The organism is Novosphingobium sp. ZN18A2, assembly GCF_036784765.1.
GTDB lineage: Bacteria > Pseudomonadota > Alphaproteobacteria > Sphingomonadales > Sphingomonadaceae > Novosphingobium.
In genome coordinates, this window is the sequence record NZ_CP136651.1 from 1,743,724 (window position 1) to 1,768,399 (window position 24,676).

Sequence of the window (24,676 nt, forward strand, 5' to 3'; positions counted from 1 at the left end):
AATGCTAATCTACGACTCACGCACAAGAATGCATGCAGGACCGATCCGAACGACAGGCGGACTGCAAGAGGAGAGAATTTGATGGCGGAAAAGCTGATCATCGTCATGGCCAATACCGACCCGCGCAACGGCGAGGAGCTGGGCGCGCCGATCTTCCAGGCCACCGTCGCCGCGGCGATGGAATACGAAGTCGATGTGATCTGCACCGCCACGTCCGGTCGCCTGATGAAGAAGGGTGTTGCGGAAAGCCTGGTGGTAAAGCCCGGCTCTCCCAAGACCGTGTACGACTTCATCAAGGACGCGCACGACGCGGGCGCCAAGTTCTATTGCTGTTCGCCCAACCTCGACCTGTTCGACATGACCGAGGATGACCTCATCCCCGAATGCGAAGGCATCGTGGGCGGTGCCTACCTGATCGAAGAGGTCATGGAAGGCGATACCAAGGTCATGACCTACTGACGAGAGGCCGGGCAACAAGAACAGGCACTCCGGGGAGCTGAGACAGGATGCACGCGGGCACACGAGTTCAGGAGTTCATTGGCGATCCGGTCGCCGACAATCCCATTGTATCGCGCGATGCGCTTGAGGAGATCTTCGCCGATATCCAGGCGGATGAGCGTTACGATCACGAGCTGAACGGCTGCCTCAACTGCGGCATCTGCACGGCGACGTGCCCGGCGGCGCACTATTACGATTTCAGCCCGCGCGAGATCGTGCAGCTGCTGTGGACCGAAAATCTCGAAGGCATCTACGATGCGATGCAGGAAAAGATCTGGGCCTGCGCCCAGTGCTATACCTGCGCCGCGCGTTGCCCGTTCGAAAATTCGCCGGGCGGCCTGGTCATGCTGATGCGCGAAACGGCGATCAAGCACGGCATGGAAAGCGCGAAGAACGTGCTTCGCCCGTTCAGCCGCGTGATGCTGAAGCTGATTTCCACGGGCAACCAGCTTTCGCCGGACATGATCAACCCGGACGGTTTCGCCGACTGGGGGCCGAACATCGCGAAGATCGATGCGCCACTGAAGGTGCTGCGCTCGGCCATCCCGATGCCCACGCTCAACACGATCAAGACCGCGTGGGAAACGAACCTCAAGACGTCGGTCGAACTCTATACGATCTGGGAAGAAACCGGCGTTCTCGACCAGCTCGAGACCATCGACGAGAACCTGTTCGACGTGATTTCCGACATCATGGACGAGAAACGCGAGGACTGGGAAGACTTCCTAGACGAGCAGGACGACGACTGAATTTCGCGACCGGCCCTGCGAACCGGGCCGAACCCCAAAGTTGGACGGGGCCCCAGTTGACGGGGGAAGGAGAAACAAGATGACCAACGGAACCGGCGGAGAACGTTTTACCGGCCACGGCGCCGAATGGCGCGACAGCAACCTGAACGCAGCCGATGCGCAGGTTGCGACCGCGTGGGTCGAACAGCGCATCAACAAGCGCGCCATGCTGACCACCAAGCAGCGCGTCGATGACGTGCGAGACCAGATGTGGCAGCTTGAAAAGGAAGGCGAAATCGTCGTCCATCGCGTGAATGACGGCAACCAGCCGGTCATGGCGAAGACGCTTTACGGGTGGGACAAGAAGATCCCGACCAACCGGTTGTGGCACCACAAGAGCTGCGGCCAGTGCGGCAACATCCCCGGCTATCCCACGTCGCTGCTGTGGATGATGAACCAGTTCGATCTGGAGTATCTGGACGAGACGGACCAGACCAGCTGCACCGCGTGGAATTATCACGGATCGGGCATCGGCAACCTTGAAAGCCTTGCCGCGGTATTCCTGCGCAATTTCCACCAGGCCTATGTGGCCGCGAAGGCGGAAGGCAAGCCGGAAGGCTATTACTATCCGCTGGTCCACTGCGGCACCTCGTTCGGCAACTACAAGGAAGTGCGCGGCTACCTGCTCAGCTCTGCCACGTTGCGCGAGAAGGTGAAGAAGATCCTCGGCAAGCTGGGCCGCCTTGTCGACGGCAAGCTGCTGATCCCCGAAGAGATCGTCCACTATTCGGAATGGGTGCACGTGATGCGCAAGCGCATTGCAGAGCGCCAGGTGATCGACGCGTCGAACATCCGGGCGACCATCCACCCCGCCTGCCACGTGTACAAGATGGTGCCGCAGGACGTGATCTATGACGAGGAAGTGCTGGAAGGGGATCGCGTGGCGGTTTCCACCGGCGTCGTTGAGGCGCTGGGCGCGCAGGCGATCGACTATTCGACGTGGTACGATTGCTGCGGCTTCGGCTTCCGCCACATCATTTCCGAACGTGAGTTCACCCGCAGCTTCGCCATCGACCGCAAGATCAAGGTCGCCATCGAGGAAGCGAAGAGCGACGTGATGATCGGCCACGATACCGGCTGCATCACCACGCTCGACAAGAACCAGTGGATCGGGAAGGCCGAAGGCAAGGATTACGAGCTTCCGGTGCTGGCCGACATCCAGTTCGCGGCGCTGCTGTGCGGTGCGCATCCCTACAAGATCGTCCAGTCGCACTGGCACGCCTCGGCGACCGAAAAGCTGTTCGAAAAGCTGGGCATCGACTGGGAAGCGAAGAAGGCCGAGTTCGAAAAGTATCTCGAGCAGATCCAGGCGGGCGGCGAGCGCGAGACGCTCTACGATCCGCGTCGCATGATTACAGGTGGCCCGGGCTACAAGCCGGTGCACCAGATCGAGGGGTGAGGGAATGAGTGAACCTATTCTGGTTGTCGGCGGCGGCCCTGCCGGCCTGAGTGCGGCGCACTCGCTGGCTTCGGCGGGTCAGAAGGTCATCCTTGTCGAAAAGACCGATATCCTTGGCGGCGCGCCGATCCATTCGGGCTATGCCAAGCTGGTGCCGTCGGGCGAATGGGCCAAGGATGCGATCGGTTCGATGGTCGATCGCGTGACGGGCAACGCCGATATCGAGGTGGTGACCGGCGACGTGGTGCAAACCTTCGACGGCAAGCCGGGCGATTTCTCGGTAACGCTGAAAGGCGGCCGCACGTTCAAGACGCCCGCCGCGGTGCTGTGCACCGGCTTCACCCACTTCGACAGCGTGAACAAGCCGGAATGGGGCTTTGGCCGTTTCCCGGACGTGGTGACGACCACCCAGGTGGAACAGATGATCTCTAGCGGGGCCGGCGTGCGCCGCCCGTCGAACGGCGAGGCGCCCAAGCGCGTCGCGATCCTGCTCTGCGTCGGTTCGCGCGACCGCCAGATCGGCCGCGACTGGTGTTCGAAGATCTGCTGCTCCGTCTCCGCCAATATGGCGATGGAGATCCGCGAGGAACTGCCGGACTGCCATGTCTACATCTACTACATGGACATCCGCACCTTCGGTCTGCTCGAAACCAAGTACTATTGGCGCAGCCAGGAAGAGTTCAAGGTCAAGTACATCAAGGCGCGCATCGCCGAAGTGACGAGCGACGGCGACAAGGTGATCGTGAAGGGCGAGGACACGCTGGTGAAGCGCCCGATCACCATTCCGTTCGACATGGTCGTCCACGCCATCGGCATGGACCCGAATACGGACAACATGACGCTGTCGAGCGTGTTCGGCATCGATCTTGAAAGCCACGGCTTTATCGACCGGCAGAACACCTATGGCGTGTTCGGCGGCACCACGCGCGAAGGCGTGCTTGTCGCCGGATCGGCCACCGGGCCGGAGACGATAGACGATTCCATCAGCCAGGGTGCGGGCGCTGCCATGTCGGCGCTCGGCTTCGTCCGGTCGCTGACCGCCGCCTGATCCGATGGGACTGTTCTCCGCCCAGAAACGCGAACCGGAAATGCCAAGGCCGGTGCTGGAATTGTCCGGCCCGGCCCTGACGGCCGCGATAGAGCGTCTTGCGGCGGGATGCGAACAGACCGGCGGCGTGGAAGGCTATGTCAAGGCCTTGCGCCTGAAGGGCGAGGCTTTCCGCAAGATGTTGGACGAGGCCGGACCGGACGGTCCGGATGCGGAGCAGTTCGCCGTGCTTGCCGGGCTGATGCCCACGGTGCGCCGCAGGATAGGTTCCTATCTTGAAGGCGAGAAGTTCGAGGAATTGCGCGCGGCCGTCATGCGCCTTGTCAAAGGGCAGCACGATCCGGCCACGGTCGACCGCCGCATCGCCGAATTCTGCGTGACGTTCCCCACAGACCGCGCGCACCGCTGGGTACGCGATCTTGCGGGCGAAGTGCTCCACGCGCTCGATCCCGAACGCTATCCGCTGATGTGCCGCTGGGTGTGGGATGTGAAGGCCAACACCGGCGTATTGCGCGAGATCTGGCACGGCGACGTTGACCGCGCGACGATCGAAGTTGGCGACGGCTATGCGATGCACGTCATGCTGCGTGAGGAGCTTTCGCAGTTCCTCGCCGACAACGGCGTGTTCCGCGACACGCTTTATTACGTCGATCTGGTCCTTGCCCAGGTCTACGCCGAATACATCGCGGCGCAGGGCGGAAGTTACCTGCGCGCCGATTTTTCCGCCGCCGAGGACAGCAACGCCTATCTCAGGCGGCTGTTGGGCCTTGACGGCGTTCGCATAAAACATCCGGATCCGGCGTTGGCCGAGGCCGCCCGCGCGGCATTGCCGGGACTATAGGGGAGAGCACGTCAGGCCATGCCCATTCATGAAAAGAACCTGATCCGGCCGGAGAACCTTTCGACGCACGAGAACCTCGTGATCGACGGGGTCGACGTGTCGGGCGACTGGAGCACGTTCATCAAGACGCGCGTCGTTCCGGATTACAACGAGGAAATGCAGGAAGAGATCGCCGCGCTTCCCGGCGGCGAGAACATCCACCGTTGCTGGCAGTGCGGATCGTGCACCAATTCGTGCACGGTCAACGGCCTGAACCCGGATTTCAACCCGCGCCACTGGATCTACCTGATCCGCATGGGGTACGAGAGCGAGCTGGTCCGCGACAAGGACATCATCTGGCAGTGCGTTTCCTGCAACAAATGCACTTATGCCTGCCCGCGCGACGTTGTGCCCGAAGGCGTGATGAAGGCCACCGCGCACTGGCTCGAACTTAAGGGCTATACCGAACGGTCACCGTCGAGCGAGTTCGACGAGGAGTTCTCCAGCCAGGTCTTCAAGACCGGCAAGATCGAGGACGGCCGCGTGATGATGGGCTTCTTCAAGCGCACCGGCCAGCCGCTGATGCAGGACTGGCTGGTGGACATGGTGAAGAAGATGCTTCGCGGCCTGCCGGTAAGCTGGCTGATGAAGATGGGCATGGCCACGGTCATCCACCCGCGCACCAAGAACTGGGGCCCGGCCCGCGACGCTATCGAGGAATACGCGCGCGAGCAGGAAGAGAAGCACGCCGCGGCGGTGAAGGGCGCTCACCGCGACGCCATGTTCCACGCCGCCGACTAGACCCGCCGAGTAGGACCGAGAGATGAGCACCAAGAAAGACGCATACAAGAAGGTCGCCTACTACCCCGGCTGCGCGCTGGAAGGGACGGGCCACGCCTACAACAAGTCGACCAAGGCGCTGGGCAAGGCGCTGGGCCTCGAGCTTGAGGAAGTCGACAACTGGAACTGCTGCGGGGCGATGGAGGTCAAGAACATCGACCCCAAGATCCAGACCTATCTTTCCAGCCGCGTGATGAGCATCGCGGCCAACGAGATGAAGCACGACACCGTGATGGCGCCATGCAACGGCTGTTATCACAACCTGAAAAAGGCGGAATACGACCTGGCGAATGACGAAAAGTCGCGTGAGGTGGTAGAGCGCCTGTCGTCGAAGGCGGGGCACGAAACCTATCAGGCGGGGCAGATCGAAACGATCCACGCGCTTGACTGGATCAAGGATGCCATCGGCGAGGAAGAGCTTAACAAGCGAATCAAGAACTCGCTGAAGGGCCTGAAGGTCGCGAACTACTATGGCTGCATGTACACCCGTCCGCGCCACATTTTCCCCGAGAAGGACCAGGGCGAAGGGTCGGAATCGACAAGCAAGCCGCACTTCATGGATGACCTGCTGGAAGCGGCCGGTGCCGATAACGTGGACTTCGCGCTGAAAACCGCGTGCTGCGGCGGCGCGCACACGCTTTCGGACGCCGATACCTCTACCAAGCTGGTGACCAATATCATCCAGGCGGCAGAGGAAGCGGGCGCGGAAGTGATCGCGACCGAATGCCCCACCTGCCATTCCGGGCTTGAGATGCACCAGATCCGGGCCGAGAAGAAATTTGGCATCAAGAGCAACGTGAAGATCATCTATTTCACGCAGCTTCTGGGCATCGCGCTGGGGCTTTCGCCCAACAAGGTAGGGCTGAACCAGAACGTGTCCGACGGCAAGGCGGCGCTGCGCGCCCGGCAGATCGCCTGATCGTCATGCGCTCGCTTGGGGAAATCGAACGCTGGATGGAAGACTGGTCGCTTGCCGAAGCGGCCACGCTTGGCTCTGCCGCGCCGCGGCAATTGCTGGCCGCCGGCGAAGAAGTGATGGAACACTGGCTGACGGCCAACGGCAAGGAACCGACGTTCGATACGAAGGAAGGATTCCGCATCCTTGCCATGCACCGCCAGGCGGCGCAGGGCGATCCCAGCTTCAATGCCTGCCGCGAAACCTGCCGGGAATTGTGCTATCGTTTCAACCTTGCTGAAACAGAGCTTGATCCCGAAGGCTGGCGGAGCAATCTTTCGACTATGCGGCGGGTGGCCCAGCACCTGCTCTATTTCATCGCCGGCAAGATGCAGAATGCGGCGATAGGTGAGTTCTGCTGTTCCTCGCGGCCGGTGCGCAGCGCGGATACGGCCCAGTTGCTGGAAGGTGAGGAAACGAAATGACCCAAGTGCGCGGATGCAACCTGCCCGACGATCTGCTTTACGACGTCGACAACCACACCTGGTTCCAGGAAACCGGCGATGGCAAGGTCAAGCTTGGCATGACCACGGTCGCAACGGCCCTGGCCGGCGAAATCGTGGCCTTTACGCCCAAGAAGGTCGGCCGGTCGGTCTCGGCCGGAAAGTCGGTTGCCACGATCGAATCCGGCAAGTGGGTCGGTCCGGCGAAGTCGGCGGCGGCGGGCACCATCGTCGAGGTCAACGAAGCGATGGTTTCCAAGCCCAATACGGCGAACGACGATCCATATGGCGCGGGCTGGCTGGTCATTCTCGATCCCGAGGACTGGGCGAGCGTCAAGCCCACGCTGACGCCGGGTAGCGAAGTCGCTGCGCCCTATGAGGCCAAGATGGATGCTGACGGTTTCGCGGGCTGCGAAGCCGCCTGACCGGGCGAATATCGAAACACAGGGAAGGGGGCGTGCAGGAAACTGCCGCCCCTTTTCCCGTGTCTGCCTGTGGTCAAGGCCTACAGGCAGTGAATCAGGATGCGCATCCGCTCTGCATTGAACGCGTGCCAGGCGTCGAGCAGGCGCTCGTCGTCGATGTCGCCGTCCTTTTCGGCCCATAGCGCATCCAGCAACGGGGCAAGCGGTTCGGCCAGTTCCTTGCTTCGGAGGTCGCCCGGCGTCCAGCCCACGAACGGCGCCTGTTTGGCAAAGGCATCGTAACTGTCCGCTTCGCGTGCCAGTTCGCGTAACTTCGCAAGGCGCAGGGCATCCTCGCGGGCGAGGGCGGCGCGGAAATAGCTTTCGGTCTGTTCCGCTTCGGCGGCGATGTGCTGGTCAAGCGTAGTCATCGGGTTCCTGCCAGTGTTTCAAGGTCTTCGGCGCTGCCGTCGAACGGAACGTGCGGCAGCATCGCCGGTCCCGTTTCGACAAGAAAATCCTTCATGGCCCGTGTGGCCGGGGCAAGTGGCCGCCCCGCCGGGGCGATGCAGAACCACTGGCGGACAATGGGCATTCCGGCCACGTCCAGAACCGAAAGCCGGCCGGACTCCACTTCCAGCGCAATCGTGTGCGCGGAAATCATCGCGATGCCCAGTCCGGCCATCACAGCCTGCTTGATCGATTCGTTCGATCCCATCTCGAGCCCCGGATTTTCGGTCTTTTCCGGGATGTCCGAAAAGAACAGTTCAAGCGAACTGCGCGTGCCCGATCCGCGTTCGCGCAGCAGGAAGGTTTCCTGCGCCAGGCGCTCCTTGCGGATGCGGTGTTGCCCGACAAGCGGATGGTCCGGCGGGGCGATGACCACGAAGGGATGATCGCCGATTACCGATGCCTCGAACGGCTGACCGCGCGGCGGACGTCCCATGATCACAAGGTCGAGCTCACGCTGGCGAATCCTGTCGATCGTTTCCGACCGGTTGCCCACAAGCAGCGTCACCTCGATTCCCGGATGGGCGGCCTGGAAACCGGCGATCATGCTGGGCACGAAATACTTGGCGGTCGAAACCGCGCCCAGCCGCACCCTGCCGAGCCTTCCCGCGACGAGTGCGCCGATCTCGTCATCCAGCGCGCGCATCCGTTCGTGAACGTCGTGCGCGGCGGCAATCGCGACAAGGCCGATTTCCGTCGGCACCAGTCCTCCGCGTGTCCGCTCGAACAGTTCTGCGCCGATTTCCGCCTCCGCCTGCTTTACCTGCAGGGTGACGGCAGGTGGCGTAAGCCCCAGCTTTTCCGCCGCTTCGTTGATGCGGCCCACTTGCGCGACAACGCGCAGGGCCTGCATCTGTCGAAGGGTGAGGTTCAGCATCCGCTAAGATTAGAAAACCTTATTCATACCGTCAATCAATTAAACTTGGCATATCTTAGCAAGTGCTGGAATGTCTCTCCCGAGGAGAAGAGGGAGAGGCAATGTGACAACACTGGATGAAGCGTTGGGGCGGCTTGCCGAAGGCGGTTCCTGCCACGCGGATATCGCCGCCATCATTTCAAAGCTGGCCCAGGCGGCGATCACGGTTCGCGGCGTCATTACCGACGGCGCGCTGGGCAGCGCGTTTGCCGGACCGCGATCGAGCCGCAACAGCGGGGGCGACATCCAGCACGAACTCGATGTGCGGGCGGACGAACTGTTCATGGCCGCGATGCACAAGGCGCCCGTCGCGCTTTATGCCACTGAAGAACTCGACCGTCCGGTGCAACTCGATCGCCGCGCGCAGCTTGCCGTGGCGATCGATCCGCTGGACGGGTCATCCAACATCGACACCAACGTCTCCATCGGCACGATCTTTTCCATCCTGCCTGTTGCCGGCAATCCCTCCGAAGATCCGATGGCAACCTTCCTTCAGCCGGGTTCGGCCCAACTGGCGGCCGGGTTCTTCATCTATGGCCCGCAACTCGCGCTGGTGCTGACCTGGGGCGAAAAGACCGAGATATACATTCACTCCGCGCGCCACGACGCGTTCGTGCGTGCTCATGCCGAACGCCAGATTGCGCGCAAGGCGGGCGAGTTCGCGATCAACGCTTCCAACTATCGCCACTGGGACGAGCCGATCCGGCTCTACATCGACGATTGCCTTCAAGGTTCGGACGGCCCGCGCGAAAAGGATTACAACATGCGCTGGATCGCGTCGCTGGTGGCCGATTGCTATCGCATCATCATGCGCGGCGGGGTGTTCCTCTATCCCGGCGACAAGCGCCCCGGCTATGCCAAGGGGCGGCTGCGGCTGGTTTACGAAGCCAATCCGATTGCCATGCTGGTGGAAAACGCGGGCGGCATGGCGACCGACGGCCAGCGCAAGATCATGGACCTGCAGCCGTCCGAACTGCACGAACGCACGCCGCTGATCTTCGGTTCGGCCGACGAAGTGGCGCGCATCGGCCGCTATCACGCTCATCCGTCGGACATTCCCGAACGCGCGCCGCTTTTCGGCCTGCGCGGGCTGTTCCGGGTCTGAAGGGGGCGCGGGCGATGTCGCAGAAGCACCCCATCGTGTCGATCACCGGTTCGTCCGGCGCGGGCACGACCACCGTGAAGGACACCTTCACCAAGATCTTCGCGCGGGAAAAGGTGAAAGCCGCCTTTATCGAGGGCGATGCCTTCCACCGCTATGACCGCACGGGCATGAAAGCCAAGGTGGCCGAGGAGAAGGCCAAGGGCAACGAGTTCACCCACTTCCATGCCGACGCCAACGAGTTGGAGACGCTGGAAGGGATCTTCGAGGAATACGGGTGCCAGGGCACCGGTCGCACGCGGCACTATATCCACGACGAGGCCGAACGCGCGTTTCACGGCCAGGAGCCGGGCACCTTCACGCCGTGGAAGGATTTTGGCGAGACGGACCTGCTGTTCTACGAAGGGCTGCACGGTTGCGCGGTAACCGACAAGGTGAATGTCGCGCAGCATTGCGACCTCAAGATCGGCGTAGTGCCGGTGATCAACCTGGAATGGATCCAGAAAATCCACCGCGACCGGGCGACGCGCGGCTATTCCACCGAAGCGGTGACGGACACAATCCTGCGGCGGATGCCCGATTACGTGCACTACATCTGTCCGCAGTTTTCGCAGACGGACATCAACTTCCAGCGCGTGCCGATTGTCGACACGTCGAACCCGTTCATCGCGCGCTGGATACCGACGCCGGCGGAATCGATCCTGGTGATCCGCTTTTCGAACCCGCGCGGCATCGATTTTCCGTACCTGCTGTCGATGATCCACAACAGCTACATGAGCCGGGCGAACTCCATCGTTTGCCCTGGAGACAAGCTCGACCTTGCCATGCAGCTCATCTTCACGCCGCTGATCCACAAGCTGATCGAACGAAAGATCCGGGCGAGCTGAGAGGCGCCCGGTTTACCCGCCCCGCAATCGAGGGAGAGGACGATGGCCCGAATTACCCTGAGGCAAATGCTCGATCACGCCGCAGAGCGTGGTTACGGCGTGCCCGCCTTCAACATCAACAACATGGAACAGGCGCTTGCGATCATGGATGCGGCGCAGGAATGCGACGCGCCGGTGATCCTGCAAGCCTCTCGCGGCGCGCGATCCTATGCGGGCGACCTGATGTTGACCAGGATGGTCGATGCCCTGGTCGAAATGTATCCGGACACGCCAGTGTGCATGCATCAGGACCACGGAAACAGCGAAGCGACGTGCCTTTCCGCGATCCGTGGCGGCTTTACCTCGGTGATGATGGACGGCTCGCTGGAAGCCGACGCGAAGACGCCCGCCAGTTATGATTACAACGTGGGCATCACGGCCCGTGTCGCCGCAATGGCGCACGCCGTGGGCGCCTCGGTGGAAGGCGAGCTGGGCGTTCTCGGCTCGCTGGAAACCGGGCAGGGCGAGGCGGAGGACGGCCACGGCGCCGAAGGCGTGCTGAGCCACGACCAGTTGCTGACCGATCCCGACCAGGCGGTGGACTTCGTGCTGCGAACCGGCGTCGATGCGCTGGCGATTGCCTGCGGCACATCGCACGGCGCCTACAAGTTCAGCCGCAAGCCCGATGGCGATATTTTGGCGATGGGGGTGATCGAACAGATCAACCGCAAGCTGCCCGGCGTCCACCTGGTGATGCACGGTTCGTCCTCCGTTCCGCAGGAATTGCAGGACATCATCAACCGCTATGGCGGGGAAATGCCGCAGACCTTCGGCGTTCCCGTGGAAGAGATCGTGCGCGGCATCCGCCACGGGGTGCGCAAGGTCAATATCGATACCGATTGCCGCATGGCGATGTCCGGCCAGTTCCGCCGCGTGGCGATGGAAAACCCTGCGGAATTCGACCCCCGCAAGTTCCTGAAACCCGCGATGGACGCGATGCGCGAGCTTTGTCGCAACCGTTTCGAGGCATTCGGCGCGGCCGGCAATGCCTCGCGCATCAAGCCCGTTCCCATGGCCGAGATGGCCCGCCGCTATGCAGCGGGCGTGCTCGCCCCCGCAACCGCGCGATCCGACGCAGCCTGATCGAACGAACCGACCTGTCCGAAGGAAAGGACGAAACAATGAACGCTGAAACGCAGATCACCGGCAAGGCCCGCTATGCGGCGGGTGTCATGAAGTATGCCCAGATGGGCTATTGGCAGCCCGATTACGATCCGAAAGACACCGATATCATCGCGCTGTTCCGTATCACGCCGCAGGATGGCGTGGACGAGATCGAGGCCGCGGCGGCGGTTGCGGGCGAAAGCTCTACCGCGACGTGGACCGTGGTGTGGACCGACCGGCTGACCGCTTGCGAAAAGTATCGCGCCAAGGCCTATCGCGTCGATCCGGTGCCCAACGCGCCGGGCGAGTTCTTTGCCTATATCGCCTATGATCTCGACCTGTTCGAACCGGGTTCGATCGCCAACCTTACCGCGTCGATCATCGGCAACGTTTTCGGCTTCAAACCGCTGAAGGCGCTGCGGCTTGAGGATATGCGCCTGCCGGTCGCCTATGTGAAAACCTTTCAGGGTCCGGCCACCGGCATCGTTGTCGAGCGTGAGCGGCTCAATTGCTATGGCCGCCCGCTGCTGGGCGCGACGGTCAAGCCCAAGCTGGGCCTCTCGGGCCGCAACTATGGCCGTGTTGTCTATGAAGCGCTGAGGGGCGGGCTGGACTTCACCAAGGATGACGAGAACATCAACAGCCAGCCCTTCATGCACTGGCGCGACCGGTTCCTCTACTGCATGGAGGCCGTCAATCGCGCCAGCGCGGCGACCGGCGAAGTGAAGGGCACGTACCTGAACATCACCGCCGCGACGATGGAAGACATGTACGAACGCGCGGAGTTCGCCAAAAGCCTCGGCTCGGTCGTCGTGATGATCGATCTGGTGATCGGATATACCGCGATCCAGTCGATGGCGAAGTGGGCGCGGGCCAACGACATGATCCTGCACCTCCACCGCGCGGGCCATTCCACTTATACACGCCAGCGCAGCCACGGCGTTTCGTTCCGCGTGATCGCAAAGTGGATGCGGCTGGCTGGCGTGGATCACCTTCACGCCGGCACCGTGGTCGGCAAGCTGGAAGGCGATCCGGCAACGACCAGGGGGTATTACGACATCTTCCGTGAAGAGTTTAACCCGATGGCGCTGGAAAACGGCATCTTCTTCGATCAGGACTGGGCCAGCCTCAACAAGATGATGCCGGTCGCTTCGGGCGGCATCCACGCGGGCCAGATGCACCAGTTGCTCCATTACCTGGGCGAAGACGTGGTGCTGCAATTCGGCGGCGGCACGATCGGCCATCCGGACGGGATCGCGGCGGGCGCCACCGCCAACCGCGTCGCGCTGGAATCGATGGTCTATGCCCGCAACGCAGGGCGCGACATCTGGAACGAAGGGCCGGACATCCTGCGCGACGCGGCGAGAAACTGCTCCCCGCTCGAACGCGCGCTGGAGACATGGAAGGACGTGACCTTCGACTATGCCTCGACCGACGCGCCCGACTTCGCGCCCACGCCCGAAGTCGCGATGTAAGCGCCCGAACACACGGAGACATGACAATGCGCCTGACCCAAGGACAGTTCAGCTTCCTGCCCGATCTGACGGACGACCAGATCCGCACGCAGGCCCAGTACGCGATAGACAACGGCTGGGCGGTATCGGTGGAATATACCGACGATCCGCATCCCCGGAATTCCTATTGGGAAATGTGGGGCCGCCCGATGTTCGACAATCCCGATGCCGCCGCGCTGGTGTTCGAAGTGAACGAATGCCGCAAGGAACATGGCGGCAAGTACATCCGCGTGATCGCGTTCGACAGCGCGCACGGATGGGAATCGATCCGGATGAGCTTCATCGTCAACCGGCCTGCCGAAGAACCCGGCTTCCGCCTTGTGCGGCAGGAAGGGGAAGGGCGCTCTATCCGCTACACCATAGAAAGCTACGCCGTGCGTGAGCCGGAAGGAAGGCGTTACGCCTGATTCCTGAATGGGAGGAGCGGCGGTTCCTCTTCCTCTTGCCGCCGCTCCGACCCAGCGGGAAAGGATTGACCGGTCATGGACGATACGATGACAGCCGAAGACGATATCCGCACAGCTGAGGCCGGTCCGCCGCAGTCGGTGGACCTTGCCGCCGCGTTCGAGGACAGCGGCGTGAAGGACGTTCTGGCCGGGATCGACCGGACGATGATCGGCCTTGCCCCGGTAAAGCAGCGCATCCGCGAGATGGTGGCGCTGTTGCTGGTCGATCGCGCGCGCCGCGACATGGGACTGGCGACCGAAACGCCCACGCTGCACATGAGCTTCACCGGCAATCCCGGCACCGGCAAGACCACCGTCGCGCTGAAGATGGCGGACCTGCTCCATCGGCTCGGCTATGTCCGCAAGGGACATCTGGTAACGGTGACGCGTGACGATCTGGTCGGCCAGTATATCGGCCACACCGCGCCCAAGACCAAGGAAGTGCTGAAAAAGGCGATGGGCGGCGTGCTGTTCATCGACGAGGCCTATTACCTCTACCGGCCGGAGAACGAGCGTGACTATGGGCAGGAAGCGATAGAGATCCTGTTGCAGGTGATGGAAAACAACCGTGACGATCTGGTGGTGATCCTGGCCGGATATGGCGAACGGATGGACCGGTTCTTTTCCAGCAATCCGGGCTTTCGCTCTCGCATCGCGCACCATATCGACTTTCCCGATTATTCGGACGATGAACTGGTGCGGATTGCGGATGTCATGCTGGCGCAGCAAAACTATCACCTGGACGGAGAGGCGCACGCCGTGCTGCTTCGCTATGCGGGCCTGCGCCGCGCGCAGCCGCATTTCGCCAATGCCCGGTCGATCCGCAACGCGCTTGACCGGGCGCGGTTGCGGCAGGCCAACCGCCTGTTCAGCCGCGCCGATGGTCCGGTTTCTGCTGAAGACCTGTCCACGATCCGCGCGGAAGACCTGCTCGCCAGCCGCGTGTTCACGATGGGCGAGCCGGACGGGGAGGCCAAGCGAGCATGACACTGTTGACGCCGCCGCGCGCCCTGCTTCTCGACCTTGATGGAACGCTGATCGATTCCGCGCCCGACCTTGCCGATGCGCTGAATGCGGTGCTCCGTGCGCGCGGGCTTAACCCGCTGGCCGTGCAGGATGTGCGTTCGCGCGTGGGCCACGGCATTGGCCGCCTTGTCGATAGTGCGTTCAATGCCGCCGGCGCTCAGCTGAATGGGCGCGCGCTGGAAGAGGCGCGGGAAGACATGATGGCGCGCTATGGCGCGAGGCTTACCGAAAGGACGCAGCTTCTGCCCGGCGCGGCAGGGCTGATCGCAACCTGCGCGCTGCGCGGCATCACGCTCGCCTGCGTGACCAACAAGCCTGCTGAAATGGCGCGAACGATCCTGCGGCACTTCGGCATCCTGCACCGGCTGTCGCTGGTGCTGGGCGGTGACGGACCGCTGCCGCGCAAACCCGCGCCCGATCCCCTGCTGGCCGCCGTCGCCGCACTGGGCGTAAAGCCCGCCGAAGCGTGGATGATCGGAGACGGAATGCCCGACATGGAGGCCGCGCACGCTGCCGGAATCGCGCGTGTCGCCGTGCGAAGCGACTATGGCGACCAGCGCCCGGACATGCGCCATTGCGACGTGCTTGCGGACGATCTGGACGATGTCGTGCTGCTGCTCGATCGGGCATGCACGCAGTTGGCCTGACGGGCGCCGCCGCGATGGACTGGCCGCGCGCGATCATTTTCGACGTTGACGGCACGCTGGCCGAAACCGAGGAGTGGCACCGCAAGGCCTTCAACGAAGCGTTCCTCACGCATGGGCTCGACTGGCATTGGGACCGTGCGTGTTATCGCGACCATCTGAAGGTGACCGGCGGCAAGGAACGCATCCGCCATTTCGCCGGTGAACGATCGGCCGCGATTGACGTCGCGGCAATTCATGCCGCCAAGAACGCGATCTACCGCGAGTATGTGGCGAAGGGACATATCGCGTTGCGACCGGGCATTGCCGACCTGGTTTCGCATGCGCGGAAGCACGGCATCAGGCTGGCTATCGCGACAACCACAAGCCGCGAAAACGCATTTGGGTTGCTTGAGCGCGCGTTCGGCGGCGCGGGCCTGTTCGATTCCGTGGTGACGGGAGAGGACGTTGCGAGGAAAAAACCCGATCCCGAAGCCTATCGCCTGGTTTTAAGCGAACTGGGCCTGCCCGCCGATTCCTGTCTTGCGGTCGAGGATTCGCACAACGGGCTGCTGGCGGCGAGCGGTGCGGGGATCGATTGCCTGCTGTCGCCGTCCCAATATTGCCCGGTGGAAAATGTGACCACCGCCTGGCGGGTGGTCAATTCGTTTGCCGAGATGCCTCCCGGTCGCTTGCTGGCGCGAGATATGGGGTAGCCGCAGCCACCGGTTGGCGCCCGCGCTAAAACAATTTTGCTTTTCACATGAAAATATGATAATATTCTAATGCACAAATTTTAGGAAATGTGTGTTTCCATAGGGTGACATTCGGGTTGCAAATCCGTACATGCGCGGCAAACTTTGCCCTGCGGGACGCGAGAAAAAAGAATGGACGCAATGCTCCAAGACGTTGAAATCGAAATCCTTCGCAGCAGTGCGCATCGCGCATCGCGGCTTTTGAAGCAACTTGCAAACGAACAGCGGCTGCTGATCCTGTGCAAGTTGATGGAAGGCGAATGCGCGGTTTCCGATCTGGCGGATCACGTGGGCCTGGCGCAATCGGCCACGTCGCAACACCTTGCCAAGCTGCGGGAGGCGGGGCTGCTCAATACCCGGCGCGATGCCCAGTGCGTCTATTACCGGATAGAGGACGAAGATACCGTGCGGGTGCTGCGCACGCTTTGCGATATCTATCAGCCCGAAGTTCCGATCGACAGCGAAGCGGCCTGACGGCCTCCCCGATCCGGCCCTTCCTGAAATCCAGCCTTATCTTTTCGGGCCAGATTTTTCGGGCCAGATTTTTCGGGAACGCACGGCTTCCAGCGTGTATGGGGGCAGGCAAGCCGCATCGGGCGGCCTGAACCGCGAACGATGAACGCTCATACCATGTCCAAAGGTATCACCGGCACGTCCGGCAAGGTGTTGCTTGCCTCTATCCACGATGTGGGCCCGCGTTTTGAGCGGGAGGTGGATATTCTGGCCGAAAAGCTGTCTGCCCTGCTGGGCGGTCCCAACTTCGCCATGCTTGTCGTGCCCGATCACTGGGGCGAAGCGCCGCTGGCCGATGCACCCGCGTTTCAGCGCAAATTGCGCGAATGGGCCGATGCGGGAGTGGAAATGTTCGTCCACGGCTGGTTTCACAAGGATCTGGCCGAACACGACGGGATGGCCAGCTTCAAGGCGAAGCACATGACCGCGGGCGAGGGCGAGTTTCTTGGTCTGAGCCGCGAAGTCGCCGCGCAGCGCATGCGCGATGGCCGGGCGCTCGTGGAAGACGCCATAGGGCGCAGCGCGGCGGGCTTCATCGCGCCTGCGTGGCTTTATGGTCCCGGCACGATGGAGGCGCTGGACCAGAGCGGCTTCGCGCTGGCCGAGGACCACATGAAGGTCTGGCGGCCCGGAAGCGGGGAGGTGCTGGCCAAGGGGCCGGTCATCACCTGGGCCAGCCGCAGCAAGCCAAGGCAGGCCAGCTCGCTGTTCTTCGCCTCGCTGGCGCGCAAGGCGCTGCACCCGCTGGATGTCGTGCGTATCGCGGTCCATCCGGGCGATACGACCGTGCCCGCACTGATGCGCAGCATAGAGCGCACGTATTCCAGCTTCGTCCGCCGCCGCCGCGCCGGGCGATATGCAGAGTTGCTGGCGTGAAACGGCCACTGCGCATTGCAATCCCGATCCACAGCGGCGAGCCGGGCGGCGTGGAACGTGTCGCGCTTGGCCTTGCCCGCGAATGGCTGGCAAATGGCGATGCGCCGATGATCGTGCTCGGTCGGCGCGAAGGCGCGATGATCGACATGGTCGATGGCTTGCCGCAAGTGATGCGACCCAATCCGATCCCCACCGCACAGTGGGAGACCTTGTGGATGATCTGGTCGCTGTGGCGCTATCTGAAGGACAACGAAGCGGACGTTATCTTCTGTTCGGGCAATACCTATGCGGTGGTGGCCGTTGCGATGAAGTTGCTGCGCGGCAAGAAGTGTCCGCCGGTCGTCGCGAAAGTCAGCAACGATCTTGCACGCATCGATATGCCCGCGTTCGGCAGGCCGTTCTATCGCTTCTGGCTGCATGTGCAGGGACGGCTGTTCCAGCGCAACGTGGGCATGGCGGAACCGATGCGTGCCGAAATTGCCGACGCGATGGGGATCGAGGTGCGCGAGGTCGCCATAATCCGCGACCCCTCGCTTGCCGCCGGGCAATACGAACGGCTTTGCGCGATCGACCGGAAAACGCCGCGTTCAGGGCCGCCGGTGTTTGTCGCGGTCGGCCGGCTGGCTTCGCAGAAGAACTTTCCCTTGCTGCTTCGCGCATTCGCGACCGGGGCGCCAGCCGACGCGCAACTGGCCATTCTTGGCGAAGGCCCGGTGCGCGGCCAGCTTGAAAAGCTGGCGGAACGGCTTGGCATTTCATCGCGCCTGACGCTGGCGGGGCACGTTACGGACATAACCCCCTGGCTTGAAAAGGCGACGGCGCTGGTCATGTCATCCGACTATGAAGGCGTGCCGGCCGTGGTGATAGAGGCGCTGGCGGCCGGATTGCCCGTTGCGGCCACCGATTGCAGCGTATCGATGCAAAACCTGCTGGGGGAAGGGCGTTTCGGCATTCTTGCCCCGGTCGGGGACGAAGCGGCGTTTGCCGATGCGCTGGGCCGGATAGCGACATTTCGCTTGCCGGTGGACGAAGCGCGTGCCACGGCAGCCTCGTTCACCGTAGCGAAGGCTGCGCCTCGCTATCGCGCGCTGTTTGCAGCGGCAGGGTTTGAAGCGACGGGGTTTGAAACGGCCGGGACGGAATCGACCGGTTTCGAAACGGCCGGAGATCGATCGGGGACCGCTGATATGGTCGGAAAAATGACAGGCGAAAGCCTCTCCCAATTCGAAGCGTAAGATCCCGTGCGCAAGGACAGGTCAATCGATTCTGCGGCGGCGCCCGCGGCAGCAGTGCAGGAAGGCATGGCAGCGATGTATCAGGGCGATTTCGCCGCAGGCGAAAGTCCCGAGCCCGCTCCGGTGGAATTGCCGGAGTCGCAAACGGTAAAGTCCTCGCGACTGGCGGGGATTTTCAGCGCGCTCGTTTCCATCGCGCTGCTGGTCGCCGTGGCGTTCCAGTTCCGCGACATGAACTTTCGCGAGATCATGGCCATGATCCCGCGCCATCCGGGGTTCTGGATCGTTTTTGCCGGATATTACCTGGCCGGCCCGTTCTGCGAATGGATCATCTACCGGCGGCTGTGGCACATCCCGTTTACGGCGATGGGTGCCTTGTTGCGCAAGCTGGTAAGCAACGAATTGCTGCTCGGCTACCTGGGCGAAGCGCAGTTCTATGCCTGGGTGCGCAGCCGCCAGACGCTTGCCGCCGCGCCGTTCGGCGCAATCAAGGACGTGACGATCCTTTCCGCGCTGACGGGCAATATCGCGACGATCATCATGTTGATCCTGGCCTGGCCGCTGGTATCGGCAGGTATCGTCGGCGTAGAGATGAAGACGGCGTTCATGTCGCTTGGCATCGTGCTCGTCACGTCATTTGCGATTTTCCTTTTCCGACGGCGGCTGTTTTCGCTTCCGCAGGGTCAGCTATGGTTCATCGCAACAGTGCATTCTGTGCGTATCCTTGCGACGCTGGGGCTTGCGGCACTGATGTGGCACCTTGTCCTGCCCGACGTTGCGATCGGCATGTGGCTGGTTCTTGCGACCTTGCGCCTGCTGATCTCGCGCCTCCCGCTCCTTCCGAACAAGGATATCATGTTCGCTGGCCTTGCAGTGTTCCTGATGGGCCACGATGTTGAAATCACCAGCTTGCTTGCCATGATGGCGCTTGTCTTGCTGGTCACTCACCTGGTCGTCGGCACAACGCTTGCGCTGGTCGACCTCGCGGAGACAGGAAGGAATAAGTGAAATACGCAATGCTGATACCGATGCTGCCGCTGATGGCCGCGGCGACAATCCCCTCGACACCCGATCTCGGAAAGGCCGAAGCCAAGTGCAGGCCGGGAGAGACCGGTCCGGCGCTGCTGGTGACGGTGGACGGCCTGAAGGACCGCAAGGGCAACCTGAAGCTTGAGGTATATCCTTCGAACAACAAGGATTTCCTCCAGGACGACAATATCCTGATCAGCGAAGGCAAGACCTTCCGCCGCGTGGTGGAACCGGTGCCTTCCAGCGATCCGGTCGTGATGTGCGCGCGCGTGCCCGGCCCTGGCGCCTACAGCGTGTCGGTCCTGCACGATCGTGACATGAACCGCCGCTTTGGCTGGACGGTCGACGGGATCGGCTTTTCCGACAATCCGCGGCTGGGCTGGAGCAAGCCGAAGGCGGCCAAGACGCGCATCGAGGCCGGAGACGGACTGACGCGGCTCGATATCGTCATGAACTATCGCCACGGGCTGGGCGTCGCGCCGCTGAAGCGAGGCAAGTAAGGTGCGCATTGTCGATGTTTGCGCTTTCCACACACCGCATGGTGGAGGGGTAAAGACCTACATCGACCAGAAATTGCGCCTTGGCCCAGAACTGGGGCACGAAATCGTGATCCTCGCTCCCGCGGATCGGGACGAGGTGATCGAGCACGGACCGCGCGCGCGTGTTGTGACGATCAAGGCGCCGCGCTTCCTGCTGGACCGCAAATACTGGTATTTCGACGATCAGCCTGCGTTGCATCGCGCGCTCGATGCGCTGGAGCCGGATTTCGTGGAAGTGTCCTCGCCGTGGCGAAGCGCCGCGATGGTGGAACGGTGGAACGGCGGCGTTCCGCGCGCGCTGGTGATGCACGCCGATCCGCTTTCGGCCTATGCCTATCGCTATCTGGAACCGCTGATGAAGCGGGAGGATATCGACAAGCGCTTCGACGGGTTCTGGGAACATCTGCGTCAGCTGGGCAGCGCATTCGACAGGGTCGTGTGCGCCAGCCGCGAACTGCGTGACAGGCTGGCGGAAGGCGGCGTTCCCAATACCGTGCTGCACCCGATGGGCGTGGAGGCGGGGGTGTTCTCGCCCGAAAACCGCAACCCGGAATTGCGGCGGGCGCTGCTCGAACGGTGCGAATTGCCGGAAAGCGCGCATTTGCTGATCGGGGTCGGCCGCCTTTCCGCCGAAAAGCGCTGGCCGATGATCGTGGACGCCGTGACGGCCGCGAGCCAGCATCAGCCGATCGGCCTTGTAATCCTCGGCGCCGGCAAACAACGCGACAAGATCCTGCGCCATATCGGCGGAAATCCGCACATTCGCGTGCTTGCCCCCGAACGCGACCGCAAGCGTTTCGCGGCGATCCTCGCCAGCACCGATGCGCTGGTCCACGGCTGCGAGGCAGAGACGTTCTGCATGGCGGCAGCAGAGGCGCGTGCCAGTGGCGTGCCGGTGATCGTGCCGGACCGGGGCGGGGCAGCCGATCACGCGCGTGACGGTGCGGGGGTCAACTATCGTTCGGCCAGTGCGCTATCCGCCGCGCGGGCGATAACCACTCTGCTTGGCCAGCCCCGCAACAACGTGCCCGTATTACAGGCGACCATGCGCGACCATTTTACGGCACTTTTCGAGGATTATCGCTCGGTCACCGGCAAGTTGCTCGACGTCGCCTGACCCGCCGCGACGAAAATGGCCTGCGGGCCGCATCGCTTATGCGGCAGGCGACAGGTCGGCTTGCGGTGATTCGCTTTCGTCGGGCGGGACGCGATGCTTCCCGAATGGCAGCAGTTTCAGCAGGGCCTTGCCCGCCTTGCCCAGCGCCCTGTCGATCGCGCCGTCATCGTGCGTGATGCCATAGCGGACAAGCGCCACCGTCATCGCCAGCCACGCAAGCATGTGGATGCCCGCGGCCAGCAGCGGATGGGCTCCGTAACCCGTTTCCACGATGTCCGCCGTGCGCAGGAACAGCACGATCAGGCCGATCCCGATTGCTAGGCCCGCACCGCCTGATCCCCGCTTCGGCGGCAGGGCAAGCGCGAATGCCAGCCAGGGAAGCATCAGGCAGAACAGCGCGCTGGAAATCCGCGCCATCATGGCCGAAGCCGCAGGATGGGTAGGGTTGTCCGTTTTCAGGCCGGCAGCCGCCTCGCTTGCCAGTTGGGCGGTGCCGAGACGGTCCAGCCGGTCGGTAGGCGAAAGCTGCTTGCGTGGGACCGCCTTCAACTGCACCGAAAGGTGATATTCGCTGAAGCTCAGGATAGAACGGCTGCCGCCGCCTTCCTTGAGAAGTTGCTCTCCGTTGTAGAGATCGACATCCAGTCTGCCGGTCTGGTCGCGCGATGCGGTGGCGCGGCGGGCGGTGAACACGTCTCCCCCGCGTTTGACGAATACGGCGCCGGTTTCGCCGCGCGTGCCGCCGGGGGCAAGGTAGATGGCGGTGCGGTCATCCAGCTGGATGAACTTGTCCAGCGTGATGGGCGTGCCGTAATCGCCTTCGCGGATATCGTGGCCGATGGCGTCCAGCGTCCGTTCTCCGAGCGGCTCTATCTCTAAGCGGATGCCCAGTTGAAGCAGCGCGGCTGCAAGCGCAAGCAGCATTGGCGCGCGCATAATGCGCCACGGGGACAACCCCGTGGCCGGAAGCACTTGCCATTCGCCGCGCTTGGCAAGCCCGCGAATGGCAAGGGCCGGGGCAAGAAAACTTGCGATCGGCAGGCCGACGCCCACGTATTCCGGCACCAGTGCGGTCATCATCCGGGCCATCAGCAATCCGGGCGCATCGGTTCCCGATACGAAATCCCACATCCGCTGGACGTTTTCCAGGCTCAGCAGGATCACGACTATGCCGATCGTCGCGACAAAGCCGGTCACTTCCTGACGCAGGAGGTAGAGATCGATACGTTTCAACACGGTCCCGGCAGCGATTCAAATTCCCGTTGTTTCGATACGATCGCTGCAACCCGTCCGTCCCGCGTTTGGCGCAGTGGCGGACACAAGCCGTGCCCCCTTTCCGACGCGCGACGAAGCGATGTGGCCTGCTGACGCAATCGGAACGGATTGTCCAGCGCCGGAGCAATCATGTTGCGCGTGGCGGGACTATTCCGGATCATCTGTTGCACCCGGCCCGCCAGCGGGACGGAGCCGTTCCGGATCGGTCAGGATGTGTTCGCGTGCCACGCGAATGTCGCCCGCCTCGATCTGCTTTTTCAGCCGCTCACGATCGCGCGCGCGATACATGTCTTCGGCCCGGTCTATATCTTCCAGCGAATGCCCCAGTCCTTCAAGCGCGATGCGCGCCATGTAAATGGCCGATTCCATCACTTCGCGAACCAGTCCGGCGGCGGGTGAGGTCTTGAGCCGGATCACACCGCGCCGGTCGAAGGTGCGCACATATATGGCCGCGCGGGGAAAGGCTTCGTGCACCGCTTCCAGCAGGTCCGGCGATACTTGGTCGCGATCGATGCAGAACATGATCAGTTCCGCGTCCGCCGCGCCGGCCTGTCGCAACAGGTCCAGCCGGGTTCCGTCCCCGAAATAGACCTTGGCGCCGAACTGGCCGGCCGTGTCGATCATCTGGATGTCGGTATCGATCAGCGTTACCGGAACGTCGCTTGCCAGCAGCATTTGCGCCACCGTCTGCCCGAAGCGGCCGTAGCCGACGACGAGCGCGCTGGTCCCTTCACCGGTCGGGCCTTCGCGTTCCCCGGCGCTGACGGCGGGAGCATTGCGGATGCGGGCCGTCGCCATCATCAGGAACGGGGTTGTCGCCATCGAAAGCGTTACCACGGCACCGAACAGGCTGGCCGCTTCGGGTGCGATCAGCAGCGCGTTGCTGGCCTGGCTGAACAGCACGAAGCCGAATTCGCCCCCCTGGCTCATCAGCAGGCCCAGCGCCAGGGCGCTGCGCCACTTCATGCGGAACATCAGCCCGATGGCAAAGATCACAAGGCTTTTGATCGCGACGAGCGCCAGGGCCATGGAAAGCACGAATAGCGGGCGGTCGGCAATGGCATGCAGGTTCAGCATCATGCCCACGGCAAGGAAAAACAGGCCGAGCAGGATAGACCGGAACGGTTCGACGTCCGCCTCCAGTTCGTGCCGATAGGGCGAATCCGCCAGCATCACGCCCGCCACGAACGCACCCAGCGCCGTGGAAAGGCCCAGCGCCTCCATCAAGGCGGCAGAGGCCATGACCGTGAACAGTGCGGCCACGACGAACATCTCCCGCTCGCCCAGGTTGCCGATCAGGCGGAACAGGGGGCGGATCAGGAACCGCCCGGCGGCGATCAGTCCGCCAATCGCGACAACGGTGTAGAGCACCAGCAGCCAGCCCGGCGGACCGCCCGCGTCGGCCGGGTTGCGGCTCATCGCCGCGATGATCGTGATCAGCGGGATGATCGACAGGTCCTGGAACAGCAGGATGGCGAAGGCGCGCTCTCCAAACGGCGTGCGCATCCGGCCTGACGATTGCAGCATCGGCAGAACCTGCGCCGTGGACGAAAGCGCCAGTGGCAGGCCCAGTGCCAGCGCGGCTTCGGGTGTAAAGCCGACGGCGAGCCAGATCACCGCGGCAATCGCCAGGCCGCAAGCAGCGACCTGCAACAGTCCCAGCCCGAAAATCTCGCGCTTCATGCGCCAAAGGCGCGCCGGGTTCAGTTCAAGGCCCACGACGAACAGCAGAAGCGTGATGCCCAGTTCGGCAATGCCGATCTTCTGTTCGGGATCGCCCACAAGGCCGAGCGCCTGCGGCCCGACCAGTGCACCGGCGAGCAGATAACCGAGTGTGGCGCCAAGTCCCAGCCTGCGGAAAAGCAGCACGAAGACCAAAGCCGTGCCCAGAAGGAAGAAGCCGTCGTGCAGCAGCGTGGTCGGGTGATCGGCGGTCATGGCCTGCCCGGTTTAGTCGATTGTCTCTGCTGCGCCA

27 protein-coding genes are annotated in these 24,676 nt (G+C 62.9%); 23 read left to right on the forward strand and 4 right to left on the reverse strand.

Going from position 1 to position 24,676, the window contains the following annotated elements:
* Positions 1 to 81: 81 nt before the first annotated feature.
* The 9 genes from RXV95_RS08455 (at position 82) to RXV95_RS08495 (ending at position 7,216) form a co-directional block, all read left to right on the forward strand.
* The gene (locus RXV95_RS08455) at positions 82 to 459 is read left to right on the forward strand and encodes a DsrE/DsrF/DrsH-like family protein (protein ID WP_338465613.1); all 378 of its coding nucleotides are present in this window, start codon (positions 82 to 84) and stop codon (positions 457 to 459) included.
* Between the two features lie 47 nt (positions 460 to 506).
* A complete protein-coding gene (locus RXV95_RS08460) occupies positions 507 to 1,247 on the forward strand; it encodes a 4Fe-4S dicluster domain-containing protein (RefSeq protein ID WP_338465614.1) in 741 nt (246 codons plus the stop codon).
* Between the two features lie 79 nt (positions 1,248 to 1,326).
* Complete coding sequence (locus RXV95_RS08465; protein ID WP_338465615.1) at positions 1,327 to 2,685, forward strand: heterodisulfide reductase-related iron-sulfur binding cluster; 1,359 nt, start codon at positions 1,327 to 1,329, stop codon at positions 2,683 to 2,685.
* A 4-nt stretch (positions 2,686 to 2,689) separates the two neighbouring features.
* Complete coding sequence (locus tag RXV95_RS08470) at positions 2,690 to 3,733, forward strand: FAD-dependent oxidoreductase (protein ID WP_338465616.1); 1,044 nt, start codon at positions 2,690 to 2,692, stop codon at positions 3,731 to 3,733.
* Between the two features lie 40 nt (positions 3,734 to 3,773).
* Positions 3,774 to 4,574 (forward strand): hypothetical protein, encoded by an 801-nt coding sequence (locus tag RXV95_RS08475; RefSeq protein ID WP_338465617.1) that lies wholly within the window; start codon positions 3,774 to 3,776, stop codon positions 4,572 to 4,574.
* A gap of 18 nt (positions 4,575 to 4,592) precedes the next feature.
* On the forward strand, positions 4,593 to 5,354 hold the full coding sequence (locus RXV95_RS08480) for a 4Fe-4S dicluster domain-containing protein (RefSeq protein WP_338465618.1): 762 nt from the start codon (positions 4,593 to 4,595) through the stop codon (positions 5,352 to 5,354).
* Positions 5,355 to 5,376: 22 nt separating this feature from the next.
* Positions 5,377 to 6,312 carry a CoB--CoM heterodisulfide reductase iron-sulfur subunit B family protein gene (locus tag RXV95_RS08485; RefSeq protein WP_338465619.1) on the forward strand — a complete coding sequence of 312 codons (936 nt, stop codon included), beginning with the start codon at positions 5,377 to 5,379 and terminating at the stop codon, positions 6,310 to 6,312.
* A gap of 5 nt (positions 6,313 to 6,317) precedes the next feature.
* Entirely contained in the window at positions 6,318 to 6,773 is a 456-nt protein-coding gene (locus RXV95_RS08490; protein ID WP_338465620.1) for a hypothetical protein, read from the forward strand.
* Positions 6,770 to 7,216 carry a hypothetical protein gene (locus RXV95_RS08495; protein WP_338465621.1) on the forward strand — a complete coding sequence of 149 codons (447 nt, stop codon included), beginning with the start codon at positions 6,770 to 6,772 and terminating at the stop codon, positions 7,214 to 7,216. Before RXV95_RS08490 ends, RXV95_RS08495 begins: the two co-directional genes overlap by 4 nt.
* Positions 7,217 to 7,296: 80 nt before the next feature.
* On the opposite strand, the gene RXV95_RS08500 is transcribed toward RXV95_RS08495, so the two are convergent.
* Together RXV95_RS08500 and RXV95_RS08505 are read right to left on the reverse strand one after the other, a co-directional pair.
* Positions 7,297 to 7,626 (reverse strand): hypothetical protein, encoded by a 330-nt coding sequence (locus RXV95_RS08500; protein ID WP_338465623.1) that lies wholly within the window; start codon positions 7,624 to 7,626, stop codon positions 7,297 to 7,299.
* Positions 7,623 to 8,582, reverse strand: coding sequence for a LysR family transcriptional regulator (locus RXV95_RS08505; RefSeq protein WP_338465624.1), 960 nt, complete (start codon positions 8,580 to 8,582; stop codon positions 7,623 to 7,625). Before RXV95_RS08505 ends, RXV95_RS08500 begins: the two co-directional genes overlap by 4 nt.
* A gap of 103 nt (positions 8,583 to 8,685) precedes the next feature.
* Between RXV95_RS08505 and RXV95_RS08510 the strand changes: the two genes are divergently transcribed.
* The 14 genes from RXV95_RS08510 to RXV95_RS08575 all read left to right on the forward strand — a co-directional run bounded on the left by RXV95_RS08510 (position 8,686) and on the right by RXV95_RS08575 (position 21,426).
* Entirely contained in the window at positions 8,686 to 9,726 is a 1,041-nt protein-coding gene (locus RXV95_RS08510; RefSeq protein WP_338465626.1) for a class 1 fructose-bisphosphatase, read from the forward strand.
* Between the two features lie 14 nt (positions 9,727 to 9,740).
* On the forward strand, positions 9,741 to 10,610 hold the full coding sequence (locus RXV95_RS08515; RefSeq protein ID WP_338465627.1) for a phosphoribulokinase: 870 nt from the start codon (positions 9,741 to 9,743) through the stop codon (positions 10,608 to 10,610).
* A 42-nt stretch (positions 10,611 to 10,652) separates the two neighbouring features.
* Positions 10,653 to 11,732 carry a class II fructose-bisphosphate aldolase gene (fba, locus tag RXV95_RS08520; RefSeq protein WP_338465628.1) on the forward strand — a complete coding sequence of 360 codons (1,080 nt, stop codon included), beginning with the start codon at positions 10,653 to 10,655 and terminating at the stop codon, positions 11,730 to 11,732.
* 38 nt (positions 11,733 to 11,770) lie between these two features.
* Entirely contained in the window at positions 11,771 to 13,228 is a 1,458-nt protein-coding gene (locus RXV95_RS08525) for a form I ribulose bisphosphate carboxylase large subunit (protein WP_338465629.1), read from the forward strand.
* 26 nt (positions 13,229 to 13,254) lie between these two features.
* A complete protein-coding gene (locus RXV95_RS08530; RefSeq protein WP_338465630.1) occupies positions 13,255 to 13,674 on the forward strand; it encodes a ribulose bisphosphate carboxylase small subunit in 420 nt (139 codons plus the stop codon).
* A gap of 75 nt (positions 13,675 to 13,749) precedes the next feature.
* A complete protein-coding gene (gene cbbX / locus RXV95_RS08535) occupies positions 13,750 to 14,700 on the forward strand; it encodes a CbbX protein (RefSeq protein WP_338465631.1) in 951 nt (316 codons plus the stop codon).
* Positions 14,697 to 15,386, forward strand: coding sequence for an HAD-IA family hydrolase (locus RXV95_RS08540; protein WP_338465632.1), 690 nt, complete (start codon positions 14,697 to 14,699; stop codon positions 15,384 to 15,386). Before cbbX ends, RXV95_RS08540 begins: the two co-directional genes overlap by 4 nt.
* The gene (locus tag RXV95_RS08545) at positions 15,368 to 16,078 is read left to right on the forward strand and encodes an HAD-IA family hydrolase (RefSeq protein WP_338465633.1); all 711 of its coding nucleotides are present in this window, start codon (positions 15,368 to 15,370) and stop codon (positions 16,076 to 16,078) included. Before RXV95_RS08540 ends, RXV95_RS08545 begins: the two co-directional genes overlap by 19 nt.
* A 171-nt stretch (positions 16,079 to 16,249) precedes the next feature.
* Positions 16,250 to 16,591, forward strand: a complete 342-nt coding sequence (locus RXV95_RS08550; protein WP_338465634.1) for a metalloregulator ArsR/SmtB family transcription factor — start codon at positions 16,250 to 16,252, stop codon at positions 16,589 to 16,591.
* A 156-nt stretch (positions 16,592 to 16,747) separates the two neighbouring features.
* Positions 16,748 to 17,506, forward strand: a complete 759-nt coding sequence (locus tag RXV95_RS08555; RefSeq protein WP_338465635.1) for a polysaccharide deacetylase family protein — start codon at positions 16,748 to 16,750, stop codon at positions 17,504 to 17,506.
* On the forward strand, positions 17,503 to 18,741 hold the full coding sequence (locus tag RXV95_RS08560; RefSeq protein ID WP_338465636.1) for a glycosyltransferase: 1,239 nt from the start codon (positions 17,503 to 17,505) through the stop codon (positions 18,739 to 18,741). The genes RXV95_RS08555 and RXV95_RS08560 overlap by 4 nt, the downstream gene beginning before the upstream one ends.
* 66 nt (positions 18,742 to 18,807) lie before the next feature.
* Positions 18,808 to 19,749: a hypothetical protein gene (locus RXV95_RS08565; protein ID WP_338465637.1), complete on the forward strand. Its 942-nt coding sequence runs from the start codon at positions 18,808 to 18,810 to the stop codon at positions 19,747 to 19,749.
* Positions 19,750 to 19,757: 8 nt separating this feature from the next.
* Positions 19,758 to 20,270 (forward strand): DUF2141 domain-containing protein, encoded by a 513-nt coding sequence (locus RXV95_RS08570; protein WP_338465638.1) that lies wholly within the window; start codon positions 19,758 to 19,760, stop codon positions 20,268 to 20,270.
* A gap of 1 nt (position 20,271) precedes the next feature.
* Positions 20,272 to 21,426, forward strand: a complete 1,155-nt coding sequence (locus RXV95_RS08575) for a glycosyltransferase (protein ID WP_338465639.1) — start codon at positions 20,272 to 20,274, stop codon at positions 21,424 to 21,426.
* Between the two features lie 36 nt (positions 21,427 to 21,462).
* Here the strand turns inward: RXV95_RS08575 and RXV95_RS08580 are convergent, their stop codons facing one another.
* Both RXV95_RS08580 and RXV95_RS08585 read right to left on the reverse strand, forming a co-directional pair.
* A complete protein-coding gene (locus tag RXV95_RS08580) occupies positions 21,463 to 22,659 on the reverse strand; it encodes an LptF/LptG family permease (RefSeq protein ID WP_338465640.1) in 1,197 nt (398 codons plus the stop codon).
* Between the two features lie 189 nt (positions 22,660 to 22,848).
* Positions 22,849 to 24,639: a cation:proton antiporter gene (locus tag RXV95_RS08585; RefSeq protein WP_338465641.1), complete on the reverse strand. Its 1,791-nt coding sequence runs from the start codon at positions 24,637 to 24,639 to the stop codon at positions 22,849 to 22,851.
* Positions 24,640 to 24,676 lie beyond the last annotated feature (37 nt).

Excerpts from the sequence above, each read along its gene's own strand:
- RXV95_RS08455 (WP_338465613.1), top strand. The coding sequence starts at position 82 with ATGGCGGAAAAGCTGATCATCGTCATGGCCAATACCGACCCGCGCAAC.
- RXV95_RS08460 (WP_338465614.1), top strand. The coding sequence starts at position 507 with ATGCACGCGGGCACACGAGTTCAGGAGTTCATTGGCGATCCGGTCGCC.
- RXV95_RS08465 (WP_338465615.1), top strand. The coding sequence starts at position 1,327 with ATGACCAACGGAACCGGCGGAGAACGTTTTACCGGCCACGGCGCCGAA.
- RXV95_RS08470 (WP_338465616.1), top strand. The coding sequence starts at position 2,690 with ATGAGTGAACCTATTCTGGTTGTCGGCGGCGGCCCTGCCGGCCTGAGT.
- RXV95_RS08475 (WP_338465617.1), top strand. The coding sequence starts at position 3,774 with ATGCCAAGGCCGGTGCTGGAATTGTCCGGCCCGGCCCTGACGGCCGCG.
- RXV95_RS08480 (WP_338465618.1), top strand. The coding sequence starts at position 4,593 with ATGCCCATTCATGAAAAGAACCTGATCCGGCCGGAGAACCTTTCGACG.
- RXV95_RS08485 (WP_338465619.1), top strand. The coding sequence starts at position 5,377 with ATGAGCACCAAGAAAGACGCATACAAGAAGGTCGCCTACTACCCCGGC.
- RXV95_RS08490 (WP_338465620.1), top strand. The coding sequence starts at position 6,318 with ATGCGCTCGCTTGGGGAAATCGAACGCTGGATGGAAGACTGGTCGCTT.
- RXV95_RS08495 (WP_338465621.1), top strand. The coding sequence starts at position 6,770 with ATGACCCAAGTGCGCGGATGCAACCTGCCCGACGATCTGCTTTACGAC.
- RXV95_RS08500 (WP_338465623.1), bottom strand. The coding sequence starts at position 7,626 with ATGACTACGCTTGACCAGCACATCGCCGCCGAAGCGGAACAGACCGAA.
- RXV95_RS08505 (WP_338465624.1), bottom strand. The coding sequence starts at position 8,582 with ATGCTGAACCTCACCCTTCGACAGATGCAGGCCCTGCGCGTTGTCGCG.
- RXV95_RS08515 (WP_338465627.1), top strand. The coding sequence starts at position 9,741 with ATGTCGCAGAAGCACCCCATCGTGTCGATCACCGGTTCGTCCGGCGCG.
- fba (WP_338465628.1), top strand. The coding sequence starts at position 10,653 with ATGGCCCGAATTACCCTGAGGCAAATGCTCGATCACGCCGCAGAGCGT.
- RXV95_RS08525 (WP_338465629.1), top strand. The coding sequence starts at position 11,771 with ATGAACGCTGAAACGCAGATCACCGGCAAGGCCCGCTATGCGGCGGGT.
- RXV95_RS08530 (WP_338465630.1), top strand. The coding sequence starts at position 13,255 with ATGCGCCTGACCCAAGGACAGTTCAGCTTCCTGCCCGATCTGACGGAC.
- cbbX (WP_338465631.1), top strand. The coding sequence starts at position 13,750 with ATGGACGATACGATGACAGCCGAAGACGATATCCGCACAGCTGAGGCC.
- RXV95_RS08540 (WP_338465632.1), top strand. The coding sequence starts at position 14,697 with ATGACACTGTTGACGCCGCCGCGCGCCCTGCTTCTCGACCTTGATGGA.
- RXV95_RS08545 (WP_338465633.1), top strand. The coding sequence starts at position 15,368 with ATGCACGCAGTTGGCCTGACGGGCGCCGCCGCGATGGACTGGCCGCGC.
- RXV95_RS08550 (WP_338465634.1), top strand. The coding sequence starts at position 16,250 with ATGGACGCAATGCTCCAAGACGTTGAAATCGAAATCCTTCGCAGCAGT.
- RXV95_RS08555 (WP_338465635.1), top strand. The coding sequence starts at position 16,748 with ATGTCCAAAGGTATCACCGGCACGTCCGGCAAGGTGTTGCTTGCCTCT.
- RXV95_RS08565 (WP_338465637.1), top strand. The coding sequence starts at position 18,808 with ATGGCAGCGATGTATCAGGGCGATTTCGCCGCAGGCGAAAGTCCCGAG.
- RXV95_RS08570 (WP_338465638.1), top strand. The coding sequence starts at position 19,758 with ATGCTGATACCGATGCTGCCGCTGATGGCCGCGGCGACAATCCCCTCG.
- RXV95_RS08585 (WP_338465641.1), bottom strand. The coding sequence starts at position 24,639 with ATGACCGCCGATCACCCGACCACGCTGCTGCACGACGGCTTCTTCCTT.